This window comes from Rhodococcus rhodochrous, assembly GCF_900187265.1.
Taxonomy (GTDB): Bacteria; Actinomycetota; Actinomycetes; order Mycobacteriales; family Mycobacteriaceae; genus Rhodococcus; species Rhodococcus rhodochrous.
Genome location: NZ_LT906450.1, coordinates 1,464,469 through 1,487,800, shown reverse-complemented (window position 1 = coordinate 1,487,800; position 23,332 = coordinate 1,464,469). Strand labels below are relative to the sequence as shown.

Sequence of the window (23,332 nt, the reverse complement as noted above, 5' to 3'; positions counted from 1 at the left end):
ACACCACCGGGCCCCTCGCAACCGCCAGCGCGAGGGGCCCGGTGGTCTTCCGGGGACTGCGGTGTCAGACGGACAGACCGCCCACGAACTCGGCGACGTCCGAGGTCACCCTGCGATGGACGGGCTCGTGGAGCAGGTCGTGCCCGGCATCGGGATAGTCGAGCAACTGCGCCCGCGGCACCGCCGCCGCCCAGTCGCGCACCGGATCCATCGGGGCGAGCCGGTCGTCGACGCCGTGGACCAGCAGGACCGGCAGGTCGCTCGCACGAAGGGCTTCGGCCGTCGCCGGCAGCGCCGCGGTGCGCGGTGTGCCGCACAGGACGACGGCCGCGAAACGGGTGTCGATGGACGCGTCGGGCGCCAGCGCCGTCAGGACGGTCGCCGCACCGAGCGAATGCCCCATCGCCACCAGGGGCAGACCCGACCCGGCGGCGATCCCGGCGAGCACGCCGAAGTCCTCGGCGTGGAGGCCGACATCGCCCGGCGAGCCGGGCTCTCCCTCCGACAGCCCGTGTCCGGCGAGGTCGAGTCCCCACAGTGCGATGCCGTGGGCCGCGAGACCGGACGCGAAGCGGTGGTAATGCCCGGTGTGCTGCCCGAAGCCGTGGGCGAACACGACACCGGCACGCGCGTCGTCGACCGGCCAGGACCGCCAGTGGACCCGGCCGACCGATCCGGGGAAGAACGTCAACGGCATGGACTCATTCTCGCCGGAGGCGAGAGGTCACCAGCAGCCGCCCTCGCCGCGGTAGGTGGGCACCTCGGTGCGTCCGTGCTCGTCGACGAGGTACACCCGGTCGAATCTCTCGCACAGTTCGCCGGCCTTCGCGTGCCGGAACCACACCCGTCCCCCGATCGGGATCGACGCGGCCGCGCGACCACGCACCGGGGTCTGCACCTCCCCCGCGCCTTCCGTCCCCAGCAGCTTCAGGCCCTCGGGACGGACCGGACGCGGGACCCGTGAGGCCCCGGGTGGGCCGGACGCGATGTATCCGCCGCCGAACAACGTCGTGATCGACGGTGCCGGTTTCCGCACGGCGGGCAGCGCGAAGAACATCGACGGTTCCGGTGTGAACGCGCGGTAGCCGTCGAACAGGGTGGGGACGTACAGTCCCGATCCCGCCGTGGCCTCGGTGACGACCCGGTCGGCGGTGGTCACCTCGAGCGACCCGGTGCCCCCGCCGTTCACCAGTTCGAGTTCGCCGACGACCGCTCGGACCGCGTCCACCACGGCACGACGGCGCGAGGCGAGTTCCCGCGCCGACAGGCCCTTGACGAGCCGGACCGGCAGCGACGAGTCGGGCAGACCCGCGATCTGCGCTTCGTAGAACATCACGCCGACGACGTCGAACCCGGCGGCCTCGGCGCGCCGGGCCAGCTCGGCCGCGGCCTCGGGAGTGCGTATCGGCGAACGCCGCACCCCGAGGTGGACCGGACCCACTCGCAGCGACGCATCGATGTCCAGGCAGACCCTCGGGCGGAAGTCGTTCTTCCCCGGTGCCTCACGAGCTGCCCCACGGATGATGCGAAGGTGCTCCGCCGAATCGATCATGAGCGTGATCGCCTGTGCCGCTTCGGACGACGCCGCGAGATGCCCGAGCGCCGTCCGGTCGACCGTCGGATATCCCATCAGGATGTCGCGGGCGCCGCGCTCGACGAGCCACAGTGCCTCGCGCAGCGAATACGTCATGATGCCGCGAAAGCCACCGCGGGCGGTCAGCTCCGGACCCAGGACCTCGGACAGGACGGCGCGGCAGCGCACCGACTTGCTCGCGACCCGCACGGGCACACCGTTCGCGCGGCGGATCAGGTCGTCGGCGTTGCGTCGCAGGGTGGGCAGATCGACGGCGGCGAACGGCGGGTCGAGGTCGGCCGTCGCCGCCTGCACCCGGTCGAGGGCGTCGTCGTGAGCGGAAGCCGCACGGAGCACGGGCGATCCCTTCGGAAGGTCGGGTGGGGTCAGGAACGTTCTACGGCACGGGTCGCGATGATGTCGGCGACGACTCCCAGTTCGGTCGTGGCCGCGTCGCCGTCCCGATCGACGAGCCACCGGAGCACGACTCCGTCGAGCACGGACAGCGACAGTCGTGCGAGCGTCGAAGTGGGCAGCGACCATTCGACGTCGCATCGCTCGGCGCACGTGTCGAGGAACAGCCGGGCCTGCTCGTCCATGAGGCGGTACTGCTCCACGGCGATGTCGCCGCTGGCGGGACTACCGTCGGTGCGCTGCCGGAGCGAGTAGGCGGTGATCTCGTAGGTGAGGGTCTGCAGCCCCGGTGTGGACTCGATCGCCGACCACATGGAGCGGAGGCCGGTGTGGAGCATCGAGCGGAGACAGTCGACGCCGCCCGTCTGCTGCGTGTCCTCGGGCACGTCGAAGGCCGCGTGCATGGCCCCGGCGAGTTCGCCGACGACGGCGTTCGCCATCGCGACGACGAGGGCTTCCTTGCTGTCGAAACAGTAGTGGACGACGCCCAGTGACACTCCGGCCTTCTCGGCGACGGCGCGGACCGTGACGGCTCCGACTCCCCCGCCTTCCGCCAGTTCCAGTGCTGCACCCACGAGTTGGGCGCGGCGCTCGTCAGCAGGCAACCGATTCGGCATGACCCTGATGGTAGAGGTCGGGAAAGGTTCGCGAGGAGGTGTTGACTTGGACGCTCGTCCAGGTCGAAGATGAGGCATGGCCACCTGGCACAACTGGGCTCGCACCGAGAGTGCGGCACCTCGCCGATTCGAGACCCCCGGCAGCACCGACGACCTCGCGCGCGTCGTCGTCCGCGCCTCCGAGCTGGGCGAACACGTCAAGGCCGTGGGCGCCGGGCACTCGTTCACCGGCGCGGCCGTCACCGACGGCACGCTGATCTCGCTCGACCGGATGTCCGGTCTCGTCGCGGTGGAACCGTCGGCCACCGGCGCACGTGTCACCGTGCGGGCCGGGACACGACTGCACGACCTGAGCGACCTGCTGTGGGCGCGGGGCCTCGCCGTACCGAATCTCGGCGACATCGACGTCCAGTCCGTCGCCGGCGCGATCTCGACCGGCACCCACGGCACCGGCGCGACCTTCCGCGGACTGGCGGCAGCCGTGTGCGGTGCGACGATCGTGCTCGCCGACGGCAGGATCGTGGACTGCTCCCCCGAACACGAACCCGACCTGTTCGAGGCCGCGCGGCTCGGACTCGGCGCCCTCGGCGTGCTCGCGACCGTGACGCTCGACTGCGTCCCCGCATTCCGCCTGCGCGCGGAGGAATCGCCGTCGTCGCTCCGGACGACACTCGAGGCCCTCGACGAACTGCGCAGCGGCGTCGACCATTTCGAGTTCTACTGGTTCCCGCACACCGACGGGGTGCTCGTCAAACGCAACACCCGCCTTCCCGGTGAGGCACCGGTGCAGCCGGTCGGGCGGATACGCACCCTCCTCGACGACGAACTGCTCTCCAACGGCGCCTTCGCGCTCTTCCAGCAGGTCGGCACGCGGGTTCCCGCCACCATTCCGGCGCTGAACCGGGTCGCGTCACGGGCGCTGTCCCCGCGCACCTTCGTCGACCGCAGTTACCGGGTGTTCGCCTCCATCCGCCGGGTGCGGTTCCGGGAGATGGAGTACGCGCTCCCCGCCGAGCATCTGCCCGAGGTCCTGCGCGAGATCGATGCGTGGCTGCAGCGCAAGGATGTTCGTATCGGTTTCCCGGTGGAGGTTCGGTTCGCGCAGGGTGACGACGTGTGGCTGTCCACGGCCCACGGCCGCGACACCGCCTATGTGGCCGTGCACCAGTACCATCGGCGCGACCACACGGCCTACTTCGACGGAGTCGAGCCGATCCTGCGTGCCGCACAGGGACGTCCGCACTGGGGCAAGCTCCATTCCCTGACCGTCGACGATCTGCGCGAGCTCTATCCCCGCTTCGACGACTTCCTCGCCGTGCGCGACCGCGTGGATCCGCAGCGAGCCTTCACGAACCCGTATCTGCGCCGCGTCCTGGGCGAGTGACGCACGGGCGGACCCTCCCGGGCGGGCTCAGAGGAAGGCGGCGTCCCACGAATTGCGCCGGAGCACATCCCGTTCGGCCTCGGTGAGGCCGAGCCGGTCCTTCAGCCCCGCGAGATTGTCGTCGACGTAGCCGCCGAAATAGGCGGGATCGTCCGAGTGCACGCTCACCGACAGGCCCGCCTCGAGCATGCGACGCAACGGATGGTCGGCGAGCGTATCCACCACGCGGAGACGGACATTCGAGAACGGGCAGACGGTGAGCGGAATACTCTCGTCGACCAGGCGCGCGACGAGCTCGGGATCCTCGAGCGAGCGGATGCCGTGGTCGATGCGCTCGGCACCGAGGAGGTCGAGCGCCTGCCACACGTACTCCGGCGGTCCCTCCTCCCCCGCGTGCGCCGTGATGTGGAGACCCTCGGCCCGTGCCCGCGCGAAGACGTCCTCGAACAGCGACGGCGGGTGGCCCACCTCCGCGGAGTCCAGGCCGAGCGCGATGATCGGCGCGCCGAGGCGCAGCAGTTCGCCGAACACCTCGTGTGCTTCGGGCACAGGGCGATCGCGCACGATCGACGCGATCATCGCCGCGTCGACCCCGAACTCCCGGTGTGCCCCGGCGACGGCGTCGGAGAGTCCGGCCACGACCTCGTGCAGCGGAACACCGCGCGAGGTGTGGGCCTGCGGATCGAAGAAGAATTCCGCGCGGGTGACGCCCGCCCGCGCCGCGCGAGCGAAATAGGCGCGGGCGAGGTCGGCGAAGTCCTGCGCGGTGCGCAGGACCTCCATGTTCGCGTAGTACAGGTCGAGGAACGACTGTAGATCGGTGAACTCGTAGCGACTGCGCAGATCGTCGAGATCGCGATAGGGCAGCTCGACGCGGTTCCGCTCGGCGAGGGCGAGGATCAACTCGGGTTCGAGCGTGCCCTCGATGTGCACGTGCAGTTCTGCGAATCCGTCGGTCACGCAATCCTCACCATCTCTCGTTCCCTCAACTCGAGTGTCCGGCGATCAGCGTCCCTTCCACACGGGAGGCCGCTTCTCGGCGAAGGCAGTGGCGCCTTCACGTGCGTCCTCCGAGGTGAACACGGGCGCCATGATCTCCATCTGCTTCGCGAACGCCTCCTCGCTCGACCAGTCGGCCGAGCGGACGATGATCTCCTTGGTCGCCGCCACGGCGAGCGGTCCGTTCGCCGTGATGCGCTCGGCCAGTTCGAATGCGCCCTCGAGTGCCCCACCGGGTTCGGTGAGGCGATTGACGAAACCGTATCCGTAGCCTTCCTCGGCGGTGAACGCGTCCCCGGTGAGGGCGAGTTCGAGGGCCTTCTGGTAGGGGATGCGCGACGGCAGGCGCAGTAGGCCGCCGCCACCGGCGACGAGGCCGCGCTTGACCTCCGGGATGCCGAACTTCGCGTCCTTCGCGGCCACGACGAGGTCGGTGGCCAGGATGAGTTCGGTTCCGCCGGCGAGGGCGAATCCTTCGACGGCGGAGATGAGCGGTTTGCGCGGCGGCGCCTCCGTGAAGCCGAGACCCTTGCCGGGTACGACCACGTTCTCGCCGGCGACGAATGCCTTGAGGTCCATGCCCGCGCAGAAGGTGCCGCCGGCGCCGGTGAGCACGCCGACAGACAGGGAGTCGTCGCTGTCGAGTTGGTCGACCGCCTCGGCGAGCGCGTGGCTCACGGCGGCGTTGACGGCGTTGCGCGCCTCGGGCCGGTTGATGGTGATGACGAGAACGCGATCGCGTCGTTCGAGCAGGACTACGTCGGACATGGACACACCTCTCCACTACGGAAAATGCCGGTTCACCCGGCTACAGGCTGTATACCCGACGAGAACCTGTTCCAGGGTTCACGACACCCGGACGGCGATCTGCTCGACGAAGCCCTCGTCGTCGATGCGCACCTGATCGCCCGTGCGGAACCAGCCGTCGTCCGTGAACGCCTCGTCCGTGGCGCACGGATCGCACCAGTAGCGGCGGGCCACGCTCGGTCCGCGGCAGAGCAGTTCGCCGGTGCCGTGTTCGGCGTCGGGTCCGAGCAGCGCGACCTCGATCCCTCCGAACGGCACACCGACACTGCGGGGATGACGGGCGCGGTGTTCCGAAGGGAGCAGCAGACCGATCCCGCCGGTCTCGGCGACACCCCATCCCCGTACGAAGCGCGAGGCGGGGAAGGCGGCGCGGAGATGGCGCCACGGTGCGCGGATCACACGGGATCCCGAGACCACGACGGTTCCCCCGAAGGCGAGGGTGGGCAGCAACTGGACGCTGCATCCGGCTGCCGTGGACAACGGCGCCGTCAGCACCGTCCGTACGCCGTCACCGACGAGATCCATCGCGTGGGCGACCGCCTCGATCGTCGACAGCACGTTGGTGTTGGTCAGTTCGACGCCGCGCAGTCCACCACCGGCGACGCGCACGTAGTAGAGCACCGCGAGTTCGTCCGGTGACGCGCCTCCGTCGAGGAAGGCGACGCCGTCGGGCAGATCGGAGTCGAGGGTGAGCACCGCCCCGCTGTGGACCTCGATCTCCGCGGCCTCCTCGGGGCTGCAACTCGGGTCGGGAAGCACCGGGACACCCCCGGCGAGGACCACGCCCAGGAAACCGATGAGCCAGCGGACCCCGTTCGGCTGGTGGACCACCACCCGGTCGGCGGGACCGACACCCTGATCGAGGAGGCCACCGGCGACGCGGGCAGCGGCGGCCCACAGTTCGCGGTAGGTAAGTGTGCGGCCGCACCGGTCGACCACCGCGACGCGGTTCGCGAAGCGCAGCGCACTCCGGTCGAGCAGCTCGGCGAGGCACGGCTCCAGGCAGTCGTACTGGAGGATGCCGCTGTCGCGGCGAGTGACCCGATCGTCCCGGAGCCAACGACTCCCTGCAGAAATTTCCACTACGGCCACCGACATGCCACCTCCCACCCGGCGTGCGTGCCTGCACTATATGGCGTGGATCACAACCATGTGAGGAAACGGCGGGTCACGGACACCTCGAGCGGCGCCGCGGGGGTCGATGCGAGGTCCGTCAGGCGCTCGCTGCCGCCGAACGCTCCTCGGCGGCACGCTGTTCCTTCTGACTCGCGGGCCGGTCGAAGGCGAGCACGGCCACGAGCCCGACGAGCAGGATGCCGGCGGGCAGCCACAACGATTCGGCCATCGCCGCGGCGAACGGTTCATGCAGGGGCTCCGGCAGGACGGAACCGGTCGTCTCCATCTCCGCCGATCCTCCTCCCCCGCCGACGCCGTTGGCCGTCAACCGCGCCGCCATCATGGCGCCGAGAGCGGCACTTCCCATCACCGCACCGACCTGACGCGTCGTGTTGTACACACCGGAGCCCGCACCCGCCCGGCTCGGTGCGAGACCATTCGTCGCGGTGGCCGAGAGCGGCGACCAGATGCCCGCGTTCGCCACCCCGATCACGGCGATCGGCAGCAGCAACTGCCAGATCTCCGCGTCCGGGGTCATCACCAGCGCGAGCCAACCCAGCCCGATGGTGAGCAGCGAGAAGCCGGTGCCGGCGATCAGCCGCGGATGGACCCGGTCGACGAGCCTGCCCACGAGCGGAGCGAGCACACCGCTGAAGACCGCCATCGGCACCATGAGCATCGCGGCGCCCGTCGGACTCAGACCGCGAACCGACTGGGCGTAGAACATGATCGGCAGCATGACGCCGGTGATGGCGAAACCCATCGTCGCGATGCCGATGTTCGCCAGCCCGAAGTTGCGGTCCCGGAACAAAGACAGCGGTACGAGCGGTTCACCGCGGTTGCGCGACTGCTGGACGACGAACACGACGAGCAGGACGATGCCCAGCCCGATCAGCGCCCACACGCGGGAGGTCCACTCGAAGGAATTGCCCTCCTGGATCCCGAACACGAGACAGAACAGTCCGGCACCGCTGAGCAGCATGCCGAGCACGTCGAACCGGTGCGGGCTCGTGGGTAGCACGGGCACGTACCGCACGGCGAGCGCGAACCCGACGATCCCGACGGGCACGTTCACGAAGAAGATCCACTCCCAGCCCAGGCCGTCGACCAGGACACCGCCGGCCAGCGGCCCGACGAGTGTCGCGACCCCGGCCACAGCGCCCCACAGGCCCATCGCGGTCCCGCGCCGTTCACGCGGGAAGATCCGCGTCACCACGGCCATGGTCTGCGGCGACATGAGCGCCGCACCGAATCCCTGGAACACGCGGGCGACGATGAGCATCTCGATCGTCGACGAGAAACCGCACCACAGCGACGCGATCGTGAACAGCACGAGCCCACAGAGATAGACCCGGCGCTGACCGAAGCGATCGCCGAGGCGGCCCGTCACGAGCAGCGGGACCGCGTAGGCGAGCAGATAGGCGCTCGTGACCCACACGACGGCGGCGATGTCGGCCCCGAAGGTCCGCATGATCGCCGGGTTGGCGACGGCAACGATCGTGCTGTCCACCAGGATCATGAAGAAGCCCAGGCACAGTGCGCCCAACGCCGCCCAGCGGGCACCGTCGGACATCTCCACGGCCACCTCGAACGCGCGGTCGCGCGTGTCCACCTCGGATGCGCGGTCGTGTGTGCCCACCTCGCTGTCGTCGCTCACCGGGCCTCTCCCCTCGTCGGCGGTCTACGGTAGCTGGGTGGACCCGCACATCTCGAGCATCGCCGCCCTCGCGTGGTGTCGTGCACTGGGCCTACCCGACGGCGCCTTCGTCGAACCCGGCTGCGTCACGCGGATCGACGACTCGGTCCGGGACGTCCGGCTGCTCGCCGTGGGACGCACCACCGCGATCGTCGGCCCCGACACCGCGGTCTCCCGCCTCGCGGCCGAACCCGACCCGGCCGAGATCGACGCCCCGAACGCCGAACTCGTCGTCGCGGGCCACGCGGGGCGCACGGAGATCCTCGCCCTGTGCACGGATTGGATCGACGCGACACGCGTGGAGAACCCGCTCATCTCCGACGACCCCGAGGACCTCGCCGAACTGTTGCGGTGCTGCCCGCCCGACGACGTCACCGAGGCCGAGCTGTCGCCGACGGGACCGTCGCGCGTGTTCGTACTGCTCGACGACGACCACCGGCCCCTCGCCGGCGCGGCGTACAGCGAACTCGGGTCGTTGATGGCCGACGTGCGGGTGCTGACGACACCGGCAGCACGCCGGCTCGGACTCGCGTCGACCGTCGCGACGCTGGCGACCCACGACGCGCTCGACGCCGGACTCGTCCCGCTCGCCCGCATGCGCCGCGACAACCGCGGTGCCCGCACGGTCGCGGCGGTGTCGGGATACGACATCTGGGGAACCCTCGTGACGGTTCGGGTTCCACCCGAGAAGTGAAGAGTGTGCGGAAGGATGCGTAGGTGACCGAGAACAAGTACGTCGAGCCGGGTGCGGAGTTCACCCGCGACACCAACTACATCCCCACTCGCATCACCGCGGACGGGCGCGACGGCTATCCCGTCGAGTCGGGGCGGTACCGGCTCATCGCGGCCCGGGCGTGCCCGTGGGCCAACCGCACCCTCATCGTGCGGCGACTGCTCGGTCTCGAGGACGCCCTGTCGCTGGGACTGTGCGGCCCCACGCACGACGAGCGCAGCTGGACGTTCGACCTCGACCCGGGTGGGGTCGACCCCGTCCTCGGCATCCCGCGCCTGCAGGACGCATACTTCGCGCGCTTCCCGGGATACGACCGGGGCATCACCGTCCCGGCCATCGTCGACGTGCCCACCGGGCAGGTCGTGACGAACGACTACCCGCAGATCACCCTCGACTTCTCCACCGAGTGGACGCAGTTCCACCGCGAGGGTGCCCCGGATCTGTATCCGGAGGAGCTGCGGGACGAGATCGACGAGGTGGCCGAGCTCGTCTATCAGGACGTCAACAACGGCGTGTACGGGTGTGGTTTCGCGGGTTCGCAGGAGTCCTACGAGAAGGCCTTCGACCGGCTCTTCGCCCGCCTCGACTGGCTCGAGGAACGCCTCGGGGTGCAGCGCTATCTCGTGGGCGAGACCATCACCGAGGCCGACGTGCGCCTGTTCACCACGCTCGTCCGGTTCGATCCCGTCTACCACGGGCACTTCAAGTGCAACAGGAACCGGCTGGTGGACTTCCCTGCGTTGTGGGCCTACGCGCGGGATCTGTTCCAGACGCCCGGCTTCGGGGACACCGTCGACTTCGTACAGATCAAGCAGCACTACTACCTCGTGCACACCGACATCAATCCGACGGGCATCGTCCCGAAGGGACCGGACCTGTCGAACTGGCTCGATCCGCACGGCCGTGAGGCGCTCGGCGGGCGGGCGTTCGGGGACGGCACACCGCCGCCCCCGCCGCGCCCGAGCGAGGTGGTCCCCGAGGGGCACGGCGCGATCGCCCGCTGATCCGTGCCCCTGCTCCGTGTGGAGCTTCCTACGGCCGACGGGGCCGGTAGGTGCCGATCGTCCAATGGACGCCGTGGGGGTCGCGGCACGTGAAGCCGTGCGATCCGTAGTCCTCGTCGCGGAGTTCGACGGTCACGGTCGCGCGGACCGCCGGGTCCTCGGCCTGCACCGAGGCGAGGACCCTCTCGTACAGGGCGTCGACGGTCGCGTCGTCGGGAAGCACGAGATAGGCGGTGCCCCTGTCGGCGTGCTGGTCGAGCGGCGACCCGCGACCGGTCGAGCCGAGCATGACCCCTCCGCCGTGCGGCCAGAGCAGGGCGGCGTGGTCGACGCGGTCCCCTTCCCCGTAGACCTCCGCTTCGGCGAACCCGAGGGTGTCCACGAGGAAGCGGATCGCGCCCCGGGCGTCGGTGTAGGCGAAGCACGGCCACACCGAGTCGCCGGTGGGTGCGAGAGTGGCCGACTGTTGCGTGGAATTCGTTGTGTTCGTCATGTCTCCGAGTGTCGGCCCGGAACGCCTTCGTCGTCTTGGACGAATGGGAACACCTCGTCCTCGAGCCACCGCGACGGCGGGACGCCTGCCAGATCGCGCCAGTCGCGGGCCAGATGCGCCTGGTCGTAGAAGCCGCACTCCGCGGCGACGTCGGCGAGGCGGCGGCCGGGGTCGGCCCGCAGTATCCGTCGTGACCGGTCGAAGCGCGCCACCCGGGCCACGTCCTTCGGGGACAGTCCGAACTCGGCGGCACACCGGTTGGCGAGGTGTCGCCGGCTCCATCCGAGTTCGTCCGCGACGGCGCGGACCGGGCGCGCCGGATCCGCCACGAGCAGGTGCCATGCGTGGACGAGGTGCCCGTCCGGACTCGTCGACCGCGCGCGGACCACGCGACGGGTGAGAATCCTGTCGAGGACGGCGAACCGCTCGTCCCAGGATGCGGTCGCGGAGATCCGGTCGAACAGCTCCCGGCCGTCGGCGCCGATGACGTCCTCGAGATCGACGGCCCACGGGCCGAGCGCGGCAGCGGGCACGCCCAGCAGTGCGCGGGCACCTGCGGGGGTGAGCGAGAGTTGGATGCCGTGCTGCCGTCCGTGGTGGACGATCTGCACCGGCTGCGTCGACAGTCCTCCGGCGAGCGCGTCGAAACGTTCCGGGGACCGTCCGTCGCCCCGCGAGAGTTCGACGGATTCGGAGATCGTGAGGATTACGGTGACCTCCGGAGAGGGCATACCCAGGTGGGTCCCCGGCGGGAAACCGTCGAGCCGATACCCCTCGTACGACCGTACGTAGGGTGTCAGCAGGGGCGCCGGACGCCGCCTGGCGCCGTCCGACACACCGACTGCGGACCCGGTCATGGCACCAGGGTAGTGAGAGCGGTCCGGAAGACAAGAGCACCGGAGAACAGGGGCACGATGAGCAGCAAACCAGGCATCGCAGAGGCCTTCATCGTCAAGATGCTGGACAACGGCGCGAGACTGCAGGGTCCTGCGGTGGCCAAGTACGTCGATCTCATGCGGCGCGCACACCCCGACGAGTCCCCGGCGCAGATCATCGAGCGTCTGGAGAAGCAGTTCCTCCTCAGCGTCACGGGTAGCGGGTCGGCGGCGGGTGCGACCGCGGCCTTCCCCGGCGTCGGGACCCTCGCGGCCATCGGCGCGGTGGGCGCCGAGACGGCCTTCTTCTTCGAGGCGTCGGCGCTGCTCACCCTGGCCATCGCGTCGGTGCACGGGATCGAGCCCCACAGCCACGAACAGCGCCGCGCGCTGGTGCTCGCCGTCTCGCTCGGCGACGCCGGCCGGGAGATCGTCGCGACCGCAACGGGAGCGTCACTGCGCAACTGGCCCAAGGCCCTGACCAGCGGCGCGGGTGGGACTCAGCTGAAGACGCTGAACAACTCCCTGGTCAAGAAGTTCATCCGCCGGTACTTCGCCAAGCGCAGTCCGCTGTTGATCGGCAAGCTCGTCCCCGCGGGTATCGGTGCCGCAATCGGTGGCGTGGGCAACCGCACGCTGGGCAAGCGCACGATCCAGAACGCACGCGACGCCTTCGGTCCGCCTCCGACCGCGTGGCCCGCCGCCCGACCCGTCCTCCCGGCGAGCGGAGAGGCACCGGCGCTCGACGCCGGTGTTCCGGTCACGAAGGACTGACCGTGCCGGCCGGCGGGAAGGTGTTCGTACGGGAGTCCGGTGCGGGACCACGCACCGTCGTCCTGCTCCACGGCTTCTCCGATCACGGCGGTACGTGGTGCAAGGTCGCGCCGGCGATCGCCGAACGGCACCGGGTGCTCACGGTCGACCTGCCCGGTTTCGGACGCAGCGCGCAGCACTGGGAGACACCCGTGCTCGACCACTACGTCGACGTCCTGGCCGACCTCGTCGACGACGTTCCCGAACCGGTGTCACTGGTCGGGAACTCGCTCGGTGCGGTCACCGCGCTGGTGTTCGCGTCGGTCCACCCGTCCCGGGTCGATCGCGTGGTGCTCGCCGACATGCCGGGTCTCGCCGGGATCCCGCGGTGGTGGACGCGGGGTGCGCGCATGCCGGTCGAACTGTCGCGTCTGCTGCTGCGCCCACTGCCTGCTCCGGTGATGCAGCAGGCCATGGGCGCCCTGTACGCGCGGGCCGCGGTGCACCGGCGCGGCACCTTCGACCGGGCGGCGCGCACGGCGTTCGCGGCGAACTACGCGACACGCGAACAGGTCGACACGCTGCTGACGGTGGGCCGGCACGCGATCGGCGAACTCGGCCGGCTGCCGATCCCGGAGATGGTGCACGCCCTCGACATGCCGGCCCTGCTCGTGTGGGGCGCTCGCGACCGGTTGACGCCCGCTCACGCGGCGCGACGGGTGCAGTCCGGCGGCCGGAGACGGGTGGTGATCATCCCCGACGCCGGGCACTGTCCTCAGCTCGACGCGCCCCGCGAATTCCTCGACGCCGTCCTGCCCTTCCTCGGCTGACCCGTAAGCTCACGGCGACCGCGGCACAAGCCGCACCCACATCTCGACGACGCGGGGGTCGGAATACGTGACAGCACCGTCAGCGCAACCGCCGTACGGCACACCCGATCCCCGGGTGCCCTCGGGGACGCCGGGCGCGGGGATCGCCGTCCAGGGCCTGAGCAGGACGTTCGGTGACCACACGGCCGTATCGAATCTGTGGTTCACGGTGCCGCCGGGTTCGATCACCGGTTTCCTCGGCCCCAACGGATCGGGCAAGACCACCACGCTCGGCATGATGCTCGGCCTCGTCCGGCCGAGCGCCGGGAACGCCTTCGTCGACGGCGTGCCGTTCACCTCCCTGCAGCAGCCCGCACAGGTCGTCGGAGCGGTGCTCGACGCGCGCAGCGCCCACCCGAAGCACCGGGCGCTGACGCACCTGCAGGTCTACTGCGCCGCGATCGGCGTGCCCGACGAGCGGGCGAGGCAGATGCTCGATCTCGTCGGTCTGGGGGCGGTCGCGAGGCGTCGCATCGGCGAGTTCTCCCTCGGCATGCGGCAGCGACTCGCCCTGGCCACGGCCCTGCTCGGGCAACCGCGGTATCTCGTGCTCGACGAACCGGCCAACGGACTCGACCCCGAGGGCATGGCCTGGCTGCGCGACTTCCTCCGGGCGTTCGCCGCCAACGGCGGGACCGTGCTGATCTCGAGCCACATCCTGCGGGAGATCGAGCAGATGGCCGACCGTCTCGTCATCATCGCGAACGGTCACCTCGTTGCGGAGACCTCGATGACCGACCTGCGCGACGCCTACCGCTCGCGGGTGTTCGTCGCGGCCTCCGATCCGGCCCGCCTCGCGACCGCTCTCGCCGCGGCCGGGCACACCGACGCGCAGGTGCAGCAGGACGGACGGCTCGCGGTGGTCGGTGTGTCTGCCGACCGCATCGCCGAGTTCGCCGCGACCGCGGAGGTGACGCTGTTCGGGACGAGTGTCGAGCACGTCGATCTCGAGCAGGTCTACCTCGCGATGACGGCGGGGCGCTACGCGGCCGCGCCGGTCGCGCAGTATCCGGGGCACGGCCCGCACCATCCGCCGGGCGGGCAGTATCCGCAGGCCCAGCAGTACCCACAGTCCCAGCAATACCCGATCCCACAGCAGTACCCGAGTGCCCAGCAGTATCCGAACGCACAGCAGTACCCGCAGTCGCAGTGGGGGCAGCCGAACCGACCGCCGACCGGGCAAGGAGGTCCCACCGCATGACCGCGCTTCTCACCGCCGAGTTCCGCAAGGTCCTGAGCCTGCGCTACTGGTGGATCCTCGGCATCGCACCGCTGCTGGTGGGTCTGTTCTGCGGGGCGCTGACGCTGCCGGTCGCGCGGCAACTCGAACTCGGCTTCGGTGACGGTTTCGCCGAGGCCGTCGCAGCCGCGGTCGGCATCTCGCTCTCCTTGTCGCTGGTGTTCCTGTTCGCCGCGATCTTCGGCGCAGTGGCAACGGGCAGCGAGTTCGCGCACCGCACGATCGTGACGACCTTCCTCACCGCACGCGGACGCGACCGGGTCGTCGGCGTGAAGTTCGCGACCGTCGCCGTGATCGGGCTGCTGTACTGCCTCGTCACAGAAGTCGCGGCGGCCGCGACGCTCGTGTTGTTCGGTGGGGGCTTCGACGGTGCCGACCTCGGATCGGTCGTCAAGGTGATGGGCATCGGCCTGTTCTGCGCACTGATGTGGTCGCTCATCGGAGCCGGGTTGGGTCTGCTCACACGGTCGACGACGGGCAGCGTGCTCGCGATCTGCGCGTGGGTGCCGTTCGGGGAGCTGATGGTCTCGGTCGTCCTGCACGGTCTCGGGCTCGGTGCGATCGCGTCGTACCTGCCGGCGCAGGTCACCTGGTACGTGCTGTTCTCGGCGGTGTCGATGCCCGAGGACGTGACGCTGGAGATGACGTGGCCGGCGGCTCCGCTGCTCCTGGTCCTCTGGACCGTGGTGCTGGGCGGACTCGGCTGGTGGCGGGCCCGCACTGCCGACGTCGTCTGACACCTCCGGCGACCTGCGTCTCCGACCCTCGCCGAGCGGCTCCGACCTGCCCTGTCGTCGCTCGGCGCTAATGTCGGTTCGATGGCACACGACCCGATTCCGCGTTCGCCGGGATGGATTTCCCGGCTCGTCGCCGAATGCCTGAAACACCGCCGAACAGCCGTCGGGGCGCTGGCCGTCACCGTCGTCGCCGCTCTGATCGACATCACCTTCCCGCTGCTGACGAAGGTGGCGGTCGACAGCGCGACCGGGCAGGGCGATGTGCCCGCCGACGACCTGCGTCTGATCGGTCTGGTCGCGGCGGCGATCGCGGTCGGTGCGGTGATCCGGTTCGGCTGCCAGTACGGACGTCGCATGCTCGCCGGACGCTTGTCGCTCGACGTGCAGCACGACCTGCGGTTGCGCCTGCTCGGCTCGCTCCAGCGTCTCGACGGCCACGGTCAGGACCGCATCCGCACGGGTCAGGTGGTCTCGCGGTCCATCACCGACCTGCAACTCGTGCAGGGCCTGCTCGCGATGGTGCCGATGTCGGCGGGTGCGTTGCTGCAGTTCGTGCTCGCGCTGGTGATCATGACGACGCTCTCGCCGCTGCTCACGCTGGTCGCGGTGATCATCGTCCCGATCATCGCGGGCATCGTCCGGGTCGTGCGCCCGAAGCTGTTCGCCGCGACCTGGTCGGCACAGCAGCGCGCGGCCGATCTCGCCCAGCACGTCGAGGAGACGGTCACGGGCGTGCGGGTCGTGAAAGGCTTCGGGCAGGAGTCGCATGCCGTCGACCAGCTCGAGGAGCACGGTCGCAGGCTGTACGCGGAGCGTCTGCGCGCGGCCCGGATCAACGCCTGGTTCTCGGCGCCGATGGGTGCGATCCCCCAGTTCGGGCTCGTCGCCACCATCGCACTCGGCGGGTGGCTCGCCCTCGAGGGCGTGATCACCGTGGGCACCTTCGTCGCGTTCACCGCCTATGTGGCGACGATGACGGCGACCACCCGCACCCTCTCGCAGGTCGTGATCATGGCGCAGCTGTCCCGCGCCGCCGTCGAGCGGGTGTACGAGGTGATCGACACCGAACCCGACGTCGCCGATCCCCCGCATCCCGTCGAGCTGCCCGACGGCCCGCTCGGGGTGCACCTGAAGGACGTCACGTTCGGTTTCGACGACGACCGGGACGTGCTGCGCGGCCTCGACCTGGAGATCGCGCCCGGCGAGACCGTCGCGATCGTCGGTCCGGCCGGGTCGGGCAAGACCGTGTTGTCGCTGCTGCTCCCCCGCTTCTACGCTCCGCACCGCGGGTCGGTGTGCCTGACCTCGGACGGCCGCGACATCGACGTCGCCACGCTCCGCGCCGACGACCTGCGCGGCGCGGTCGGCCTCGTCTTCGACGAGCCGTTCCTGTTCTCCGACACCGTCGCGTCCAATATCGCGCTCGGGCGGCCCGACGCGTCGGACGACGAGATCCGCGCCGCGGCCGCGGCGGCACGCGCCGATGATTTCGTCGAGGCCCTCCCCGAGGGCTACGACACGGTCGTCGGTGAACGCGGCCTGACCCTGTCCGGCGGGCAGCGGCAGCGGGTCGCGCTGGCGCGGGCTCTGCTCGTCGATCCGCGGGTGCTGATCCTCGACGATGCGACCTCGGCGGTCGACGCCGAGACGGAGGCCGCGATCTACGGTGCGTTGCGGGCGGGCCGGCGCCGCACGACCCTCGTGCTCGCCCATCGACGGTCGACGCTCGCACTCGCCGACCGGGTCGCCGTGCTCGACGAGGGGCGCATCGTCGACATCGGGACGGTCGACGAACTCGACGAGCGCAGTCCCGTCTTCCGGCGTCTGCTCTCGACCGACGACGACGCCCCACCGGCACCGGAACGCCCGGTTCCGGCCGGTGAGTTGTGGCCGGAGGAACCGGACGACGACGAGGCGTCCGGGACCGTCCGGAACCCTCCGGCGGTCGGTGGAGGTCGCGGTGGACCGGCGGGTGGAGGTGGCCGCGGCGGGCCGGTGTCCGGTGCACTCGGCGCGGTGGCTCCCACCCCGGAACTGCGCGCGGCCGTCGACGCGCTTCCCCCGGCCACCGAGACCCCCGGACGCGACCCGGCCCTGCAGTCCGAGGCCCTGCGCCTGCCCGACCCGCAGTTCCGGTTGTGGACGACGCTGCGTCCGGTGCGCGCCCTGCTGGCGGTCGTCGTGCTGTGCCTGGCGGTGGAGTCGCTGACGAGCATCGCGTTCCCGTCACTGGTGCGGTACGCCGTCGACCGCGGGGTGACCCCGGGCGATCCGTCCCGGCTGTGGCAGGCGACCGCAGCGGGTGTGGTGCTCGCGCTGCTCGGCTGGTTCGTGGTGGCGATCCTCACCGTGCTCACCGCGCGGGCGGGCGAACGGGTGCTGTTCGGGTTGCGTGTGCGCTCGTACGCGCACCTGCAACGACTCGGACTCGACTACTACGAACGTGAGCTGTCGGGCCGGATCATGACGCGGATGACGACCGATGTGGACGCACTGTCGCAGTTCATCCAGACCGGTCTGTCCACCGCGGTCGTGGCGGTGCTGACGCTCACCGGTATCTCGATCGCGCTGATCGCGACCGATCTGTCGCTGGCTCTGGTGGTACTGGCGGTGCTGCCCGTGCTGGTCGGCGCGACCCTGTGGTTCCGGAAGGTCTCGGGGACGGCGTACGCGCAGTCCCGCGAACGCATCTCCCTGGTGAACGCGGATTTCCAGGAGAACGTCACCGGCCTGCGCGCCGCCCAGGCCTACCGCCGGGAGGAGACCGCGGCACGCCGCTTCGCCGAGCGTGCGGAGGCTTATCGGCGCAGTCGCCTGCGGTCGCAGCGGGCGATCTCGCTGTACTTCCCGTTCATCGCCTTCCTGTCCGATCTGGCGCTCGCGGCGGTCGTCTTCGTCGGCGCCCGCGAGGTGGCCTCGGGGGCCGTCGGCCCGGGTGTGCTGATCGCGTTCGTGCTGTATCTGAACCTGTTGTTCGCGCCCATCCAGCAGCTGTCCCAGGTCTTCGACGGCTACCAGCAGGCGCGGGTCGGTCTGCGCCGGATCGGCGACCTGCTGCGGACCGAGAGCTCGCTCGAGTCGGCCGAGGAGGGCACGGTCGCCATCACCGGGCACCTCCGCGGCGATGTCGATCTGCAACAGGTGGGCTTCCGCTACAGCGAGGCCGATCGCGAGGCGCTGAGCGATGTGGACCTGTCGATCCCGGCCGGGTCGACGGTCGCCCTGGTGGGCCGCACCGGCGCCGGGAAGTCGACGGTCGTCAAACTGCTCGCCCGGTTCTACGATCCGACGTCCGGTTCGGTGCGGGTGGACGACACCGATCTGCGCCGCTACCGCCTGCGCGACTACCGGGGCCGGCTCGGTGTGGTGCCGCAGGAGGCGCACCTGTTCACGGGCACGGTGGCGACCAACATCGCCTACGGCCGGCCCGACGCGACGCGCGAGGAGATCGAATCGGCCGCGCGCGCCGTGGGAGCGCTCGAGATGATCGCCGGACTCGCCGGAGGCATGAACCATCCGGTGGGTGAGCGCGGTCAGGGTCTGTCGGCCGGCCAGCGTCAGCTCATCGCGCTCGCGCGCGCCGAACTCGTGGATCCCGATCTGCTGTTGCTCGACGAGGCCACCGCGACCCTCGATCCCGCCACCGAGAAAGCGGTGCTCGAGGCGGGTGCGCGGGTGGCCCGCTCGCGTACGGCCGTGGTCGTGGCGCACCGTCTCGCGACCGCCGCGCGCGCCGATCTCGTGGTGGTGGTCGACGACGGCCGTATCGTCGAGTGCGGGCCCCACGACGAGCTCCGCCGGGCGGGAGGTCTGTACACCACTTTGTGGCAACTCGCTACCGGTGGTCTCGTTCCGGAGGAGCCCGAGGCCTTGCTCACTTCGTCGACGGAAGGATCGAACATGAGATCGTCCTCACGTTTGTAACGGGGTGCGCGCTGCGCCGATGCACCTTAGAGGGAATAATCGGCTCTCGAGAACCGTCATCGATGGAGACCCCATCGCACCAGATTGTGAGGTAGCCCACCGACATGCGCGGTCAGTTCGGATCGTCACATGCCACGGGCTAGCCTCATATTCACAGGCGCTCCGATCGGGTACCGAAGAAAGAAACGAGGCGAACAACTGCCGTGAGCAGCAGCTCTACATCACAGTTCGGACAGAACCAGTGGTTGGTTGACGAGATGTACCAGCGCTTCCAGGACGACCCTTCGTCCGTGGACGCGAGTTGGCACGAATTTCTGACCGACTATTCGCCGGAAGCTGCGGTGGCCGGAGGTACCAACGGCTCCGACACCGCCACGACCGAGAAGCCCGCGCCGAGCACAGCATCTGCGCCGAGTTCCTCTGCTTCGGCCCCCACCAAGCCCGCACCGAAGGCCGAGACCAAGGCCGCACCGGCCAAGCCTGCCCCGAAGGCGGAGACCAAGACTGCGGCGCAGCCGAAGGCCCAGGCCGCACCCGCGAAGCCGGCTCCCAAGCCCGCCGCTGCCCCGTCGGGCCAGGCCACCGAGGAGAAGAAGGTTCTTCGCGGCGCCGCTGCTGCCGTTGCGAAGAACATGAACGCCTCGCTGTCGATCCCGACGGCCACCAGTGTTCGCGCGGTCCCCGCGAAGTTGATGTTCGACAACCGCATCGTCATCAACAACCACCTCGCGCGTACCCGCGGCGGCAAGGTCTCGTTCACGCACATCCTCGGTTACGCGATCGTCCAGGCGGTCAAGGCGTTCCCGAACATGAACAACCACTTCGCCGAGGTCGACGGCAAGCCGAACCTCGTCGTGCCCGCGCACACGAACCTCGGTCTCGCGATCGACCTGCCGGGCAAGAACGGCCAGCGTTCGCTGGTCGTGGCGGCCATCAAGAACTGCGAGACGATGAACTTCGCGCAGTTCTACTCGGCCTACGAGGACATCGTGCGCCGCGCCCGCGACGGCAAGCTCACCGGCGACGACTTCTCGGGCGTCACGATCTCGCTGACCAACCCGGGCGGCATCGGCACCGTGCACTCGGTCCCGCGTCTGATGCAGGGCCAGGGCGCGATCATCGGCGCCGGCGCGATGGAGTACCCGGCCGAGTTCCAGGGTGCGTCCGACGCACGGATCGCCGAGATGGGCATCGGCAAGCTGCTGACGCTCACCTCCACCTACGACCACCGCGTGATCCAGGGCGCGGAGTCGGGTGAGTTCCTGAAGAAGATCCACGAGCTGCTCATCAGCGACGACTTCTACGACGGCATCTTCCACACCCTGCACATCCCCTACGAGCCGGTCCGCTGGCGCAAGGACGTGCCGGAAGGCCTCGTCGACAAGCACACCCGTGTGCTCGAGCTCATCGCCGCATACCGCAGCCGCGGCCACCTCATGGCCGACACCGATCCGCTGCAGTTCGTGCGCGACAAGTTCCGGTCGCATCCCGACCTCGACGTCACGACCCACGACCTGACGCTGTGGGATCTCGATCGCGAGTTCAACGTCGGTGGCTTCCACGGCCGCCAGAAGATGAAGCTGCGCGACGTGCTGTCGGTGCTGCGCGATGCGTACTGCCGCCACGTCGGTGTCGAGTACACCCACATCCTCGAGCCCGAGCAGCAGCAGTGGCTGCAGGAGCGGGTCGAGGCGCACCACGTCAAGCCGACGGTCGCCCAGCAGAAGTACATCCTGAGCCGCCTCAACGCCGCCGAGGCGTTCGAGACGTTCCTGCAGACCAAGTACGTCGGCCAGAAGCGCTTCTCGCTCGAGGGCGCCGAGTCCGTCATCCCGATGATGGACGCGATCATCGACCAGGCCGCCGAGCACACGCTCGACGAGGTCGCGATCGCGATGCCGCACCGCGGTCGCCTGAACGTGCTCGCGAACATCGTCGGCAAGCCGTACTCGCAGATCTTCTCCGAGTTCGAGGGCAACCTGAACCCGGCCGCTGCGCACGGCTCCGGCGACGTGAAGTACCACCTCGGCGCCGAGGGCACCTACATCCAGATGTTCGGCGACAACGACATCAAGGTCTCGCTCACCGCGAACCCCTCGCACCTCGAGGCGGTCAACCCGGTGCTCGAGGGCCTCGTCCGCGCCAAGCAGGACATCCTCGACAAGGGTGAGGACGGCTTCACCGTCCTGCCGCTGCTGCTGCACGGCGACGCTGCGTTCGCCGGCCAGGGCGTCGTCGCGGAGACCCTGAACCTCGCGCTGCTGCGCGGCTACCGCACCGGCGGCACCGTGCACATCGTCGTCAACAACCAGGTCGGCTTCACCACCGCGCCCGAGCACTCGCGTTCGTCCGAGTACTGCACCGACGTGGCGAAGATGATCGGCGCGCCGATCTTCCACGTCAACGGCGACGATCCCGAGGCCTGCGTGTGGGTCGCGAAGCTCGCCGTGGACTTCCGCGAGAAGTTCCACAAGGACGTCGTCATCGACATGATCTGCTACCGCCGCCGCGGTCACAACGAGGGCGACGACCCGTCGATGACCCAACCGGCGATGTACGACGTGATCGACACCAAGCGCAGCGTCCGCAAGAGCTACACCGAGGCCCTGATCGGCCGCGGCGACATCTCGCTCAAGGAAGCGGAAGACGCCCTGCGCGACTACCAGGGACAGCTCGAACGGGTCTTCAACGAAGTCCGCGAACTCGAGAAGTACCCGCCGGAGCCGTCGGAGTCGGTCGAGCTCGACCAGACCCCGCCGAAGCGTCTCGACACCTCCGTCGACCGGTCGGTGCTCGAGCGGATCGGCGATGCCTTCGCCGAGGCGCCCGAGGGCTTCAGCGTCCACCCGCGCGTCAAGCCGGTGCTCGAGAAGCGTCGCGAGATGTCGCGCAACGGCAAGATCGACTGGGCGTTCGCCGAGCTGCTCGCGTTCGGTTCGCTGGCCGAGCAGGGTGCCCTGGTGCGCCTGGCCGGTCAGGACTCGCGTCGCGGCACGTTCACGCAGCGTCACTCGGTCATCATCGACCGCAAGACGGGCGACGAGTACAGCCCGCTCGCCACGCTGGCCAACCAGGCCGGCAACGGCGGCCGCTTCATGGTCTACGACTCGGCGCTGACCGAGTTCGCGGGCCTGGGCTTCGAGTACGGCTACTCGGTGGGCAACCCCGACGCGCTCGTGCTGTGGGAGGCGCAGTTCGGCGACTTCGTCAACGGCGCGCAGTCCATCATCGACGAGTTCATCTCGTCCGGTGAGGCCAAGTGGGGTCAGCTCTCCGACGTCGTGCTGCTGCTGCCGCACGGCCACGAGGGCCAGGGTCCCGACCACACCTCGGGCCGTATCGAGCGCTGGCTGCAGCTGTGCGCCGAGGGCTCGATGACGGTCGCGGTTCCGTCCACCCCGGCGAGCTACTTCCACCTGCTGCGTCGTCATCACCTCGACGGCATCCGCCGCCCGCTGGTGGTATTCACGCCGAAGTCGATGCTGCGCAACAAGGCCGCGGTCAGCAACGTCGAGGACTTCACGCAGGGCAAGTTCCGTTCGCTGCTCGAAGAGGTCCCCTACGAGGAGGGCACGGCCGACCGCACGAAGGCCACCCGCGTGCTGCTCACCTCCGGCAAGATCTACTGGGAGCTGCTGGCGAAGAAGCAGAAGGAAGGTCGTGACGACGTCGCGATCGTGCGCATCGAGCAGCTGTACCCGGTGCCGCGTCGCCGCATCGCCGAGACGCTCGAGCAGTACCCGAACGCCACCGAGTTCTTCTGGGTGCAGGAGGAGCCGGCGAACCAGGGTGCCTGGCCGTTCCTCGGCCTCGCGCTGCCGGAACTGCTGCCCGAGAAGCTCAGCGGCATCAAGCGCGTGTCGCGTCGTGCGATGTCGGCACCGTCGTCCGGCTCGAGCAAGGTCCATGCTGTCGAGCAGCAGGAGATCATCGAGAAGGCCTTCGGTCGCTAGAAGCTCCGTTTCGGACCCTTCGGGCCCTTGACCGTTCTCATGTGAGCCGGGTCGGTTCGTCCCCGCAAGGGGCGACCGACCCGGCTCACGCCTTTTCCGGTGGGTTTCGGACCGGGCGCGGCGGGCACCCTTCGGAGGACCCCGA

General features: G+C 69.7%; 18 protein-coding genes. 9 read left to right on the top strand and 9 right to left on the bottom strand.

From position 1 onward, the window contains the following. Positions 1–64: 64 nt before the first annotated feature. The 3 genes from CKW34_RS06915 to CKW34_RS06905 are packed head-to-tail and all read right to left on the bottom strand — an operon-like array spanning position 65 to position 2,604. Positions 65–697, bottom strand: a complete 633-nt coding sequence (locus tag CKW34_RS06915) for an alpha/beta hydrolase (protein ID WP_059382941.1) — start codon at positions 695–697, stop codon at positions 65–67. Positions 698–724: 27 nt separating this feature from the next. Next, positions 725–1,930 (bottom strand): alanine racemase, encoded by a 1,206-nt coding sequence (locus tag CKW34_RS06910; RefSeq protein ID WP_059382942.1) that lies wholly within the window; start codon positions 1,928–1,930, stop codon positions 725–727. A gap of 29 nt (positions 1,931–1,959) precedes the next feature. After that, entirely contained in the window at positions 1,960–2,604 is a 645-nt protein-coding gene (locus CKW34_RS06905) for a TetR/AcrR family transcriptional regulator (protein ID WP_059382943.1), read from the bottom strand. 76 nt (positions 2,605–2,680) lie between these two features. Between CKW34_RS06905 and CKW34_RS06900 the strand changes: the two genes are divergently transcribed. Further along, complete coding sequence (locus tag CKW34_RS06900; RefSeq protein ID WP_059382944.1) at positions 2,681–3,988, top strand: D-arabinono-1,4-lactone oxidase; 1,308 nt, start codon at positions 2,681–2,683, stop codon at positions 3,986–3,988. A 27-nt stretch (positions 3,989–4,015) separates the two neighbouring features. Here the strand turns inward: CKW34_RS06900 and CKW34_RS06895 are convergent, their stop codons facing one another. The 4 genes from CKW34_RS06895 to CKW34_RS06880 form a co-directional block, all read right to left on the bottom strand. Then, positions 4,016–4,948 carry an adenosine deaminase gene (locus tag CKW34_RS06895; protein WP_059382945.1) on the bottom strand — a complete coding sequence of 311 codons (933 nt, stop codon included), beginning with the start codon at positions 4,946–4,948 and terminating at the stop codon, positions 4,016–4,018. Between the two features lie 45 nt (positions 4,949–4,993). Continuing rightward, positions 4,994–5,755, bottom strand: coding sequence for a crotonase/enoyl-CoA hydratase family protein (locus tag CKW34_RS06890; protein ID WP_059382946.1), 762 nt, complete (start codon positions 5,753–5,755; stop codon positions 4,994–4,996). Positions 5,756–5,833: 78 nt separating this feature from the next. Next, positions 5,834–6,877: a class I adenylate-forming enzyme family protein gene (locus CKW34_RS06885; protein ID WP_059382947.1), complete on the bottom strand. Its 1,044-nt coding sequence runs from the start codon at positions 6,875–6,877 to the stop codon at positions 5,834–5,836. Between the two features lie 130 nt (positions 6,878–7,007). Continuing rightward, a complete protein-coding gene (locus tag CKW34_RS06880) occupies positions 7,008–8,483 on the bottom strand; it encodes a DHA2 family efflux MFS transporter permease subunit (RefSeq protein WP_059383053.1) in 1,476 nt (491 codons plus the stop codon). Between the two features lie 121 nt (positions 8,484–8,604). Between CKW34_RS06880 and CKW34_RS06875 the strand changes: the two genes are divergently transcribed. Both CKW34_RS06875 and CKW34_RS06870 read left to right on the top strand, forming a co-directional pair. Beyond that, positions 8,605–9,300 (top strand): hypothetical protein, encoded by a 696-nt coding sequence (locus CKW34_RS06875; protein ID WP_059383054.1) that lies wholly within the window; start codon positions 8,605–8,607, stop codon positions 9,298–9,300. A 23-nt stretch (positions 9,301–9,323) separates the two neighbouring features. Next, positions 9,324–10,343, top strand: coding sequence for a glutathione S-transferase family protein (locus tag CKW34_RS06870; protein WP_059382948.1), 1,020 nt, complete (start codon positions 9,324–9,326; stop codon positions 10,341–10,343). Positions 10,344–10,371: 28 nt separating this feature from the next. Here CKW34_RS06870 and CKW34_RS06865 read toward each other — a convergent pair whose 3' ends face one another. Together CKW34_RS06865 and CKW34_RS06860 are read right to left on the bottom strand one after the other, a co-directional pair. Continuing rightward, positions 10,372–10,836, bottom strand: coding sequence for a VOC family protein (locus tag CKW34_RS06865; protein ID WP_059382949.1), 465 nt, complete (start codon positions 10,834–10,836; stop codon positions 10,372–10,374). Beyond that, entirely contained in the window at positions 10,833–11,693 is an 861-nt protein-coding gene (locus CKW34_RS06860) for an AraC family transcriptional regulator (protein ID WP_059382950.1), read from the bottom strand. The genes CKW34_RS06865 and CKW34_RS06860 overlap by 4 nt, the downstream gene beginning before the upstream one ends. A 57-nt stretch (positions 11,694–11,750) precedes the next feature. On the opposite strand from CKW34_RS06860, the gene CKW34_RS06855 reads away from it, so the two are divergent. The 6 genes from CKW34_RS06855 to CKW34_RS06825 all read left to right on the top strand — a co-directional run bounded on the left by CKW34_RS06855 (position 11,751) and on the right by CKW34_RS06825 (position 23,187). Beyond that, complete coding sequence (locus CKW34_RS06855) at positions 11,751–12,485, top strand: hypothetical protein (RefSeq protein WP_059382951.1); 735 nt, start codon at positions 11,751–11,753, stop codon at positions 12,483–12,485. A 2-nt stretch (positions 12,486–12,487) separates the two neighbouring features. Further along, positions 12,488–13,294: an alpha/beta fold hydrolase gene (locus tag CKW34_RS06850; protein WP_059382952.1), complete on the top strand. Its 807-nt coding sequence runs from the start codon at positions 12,488–12,490 to the stop codon at positions 13,292–13,294. A gap of 115 nt (positions 13,295–13,409) precedes the next feature. Continuing rightward, entirely contained in the window at positions 13,410–14,534 is a 1,125-nt protein-coding gene (locus CKW34_RS06840; RefSeq protein ID WP_059382953.1) for an ABC transporter ATP-binding protein, read from the top strand. Continuing rightward, the gene (locus CKW34_RS06835; protein ID WP_059382954.1) at positions 14,531–15,310 is read left to right on the top strand and encodes an ABC transporter permease; all 780 of its coding nucleotides are present in this window, start codon (positions 14,531–14,533) and stop codon (positions 15,308–15,310) included. The genes CKW34_RS06840 and CKW34_RS06835 overlap by 4 nt, the downstream gene beginning before the upstream one ends. Positions 15,311–15,391: 81 nt before the next feature. Further along, on the top strand, positions 15,392–19,234 hold the full coding sequence (locus CKW34_RS06830) for an ABC transporter ATP-binding protein (RefSeq protein ID WP_059382955.1): 3,843 nt from the start codon (positions 15,392–15,394) through the stop codon (positions 19,232–19,234). A gap of 203 nt (positions 19,235–19,437) precedes the next feature. Continuing rightward, on the top strand, positions 19,438–23,187 hold the full coding sequence (locus CKW34_RS06825) for a multifunctional oxoglutarate decarboxylase/oxoglutarate dehydrogenase thiamine pyrophosphate-binding subunit/dihydrolipoyllysine-residue succinyltransferase subunit (RefSeq protein WP_080968289.1): 3,750 nt from the start codon (positions 19,438–19,440) through the stop codon (positions 23,185–23,187). Positions 23,188–23,332 lie beyond the last annotated feature (145 nt).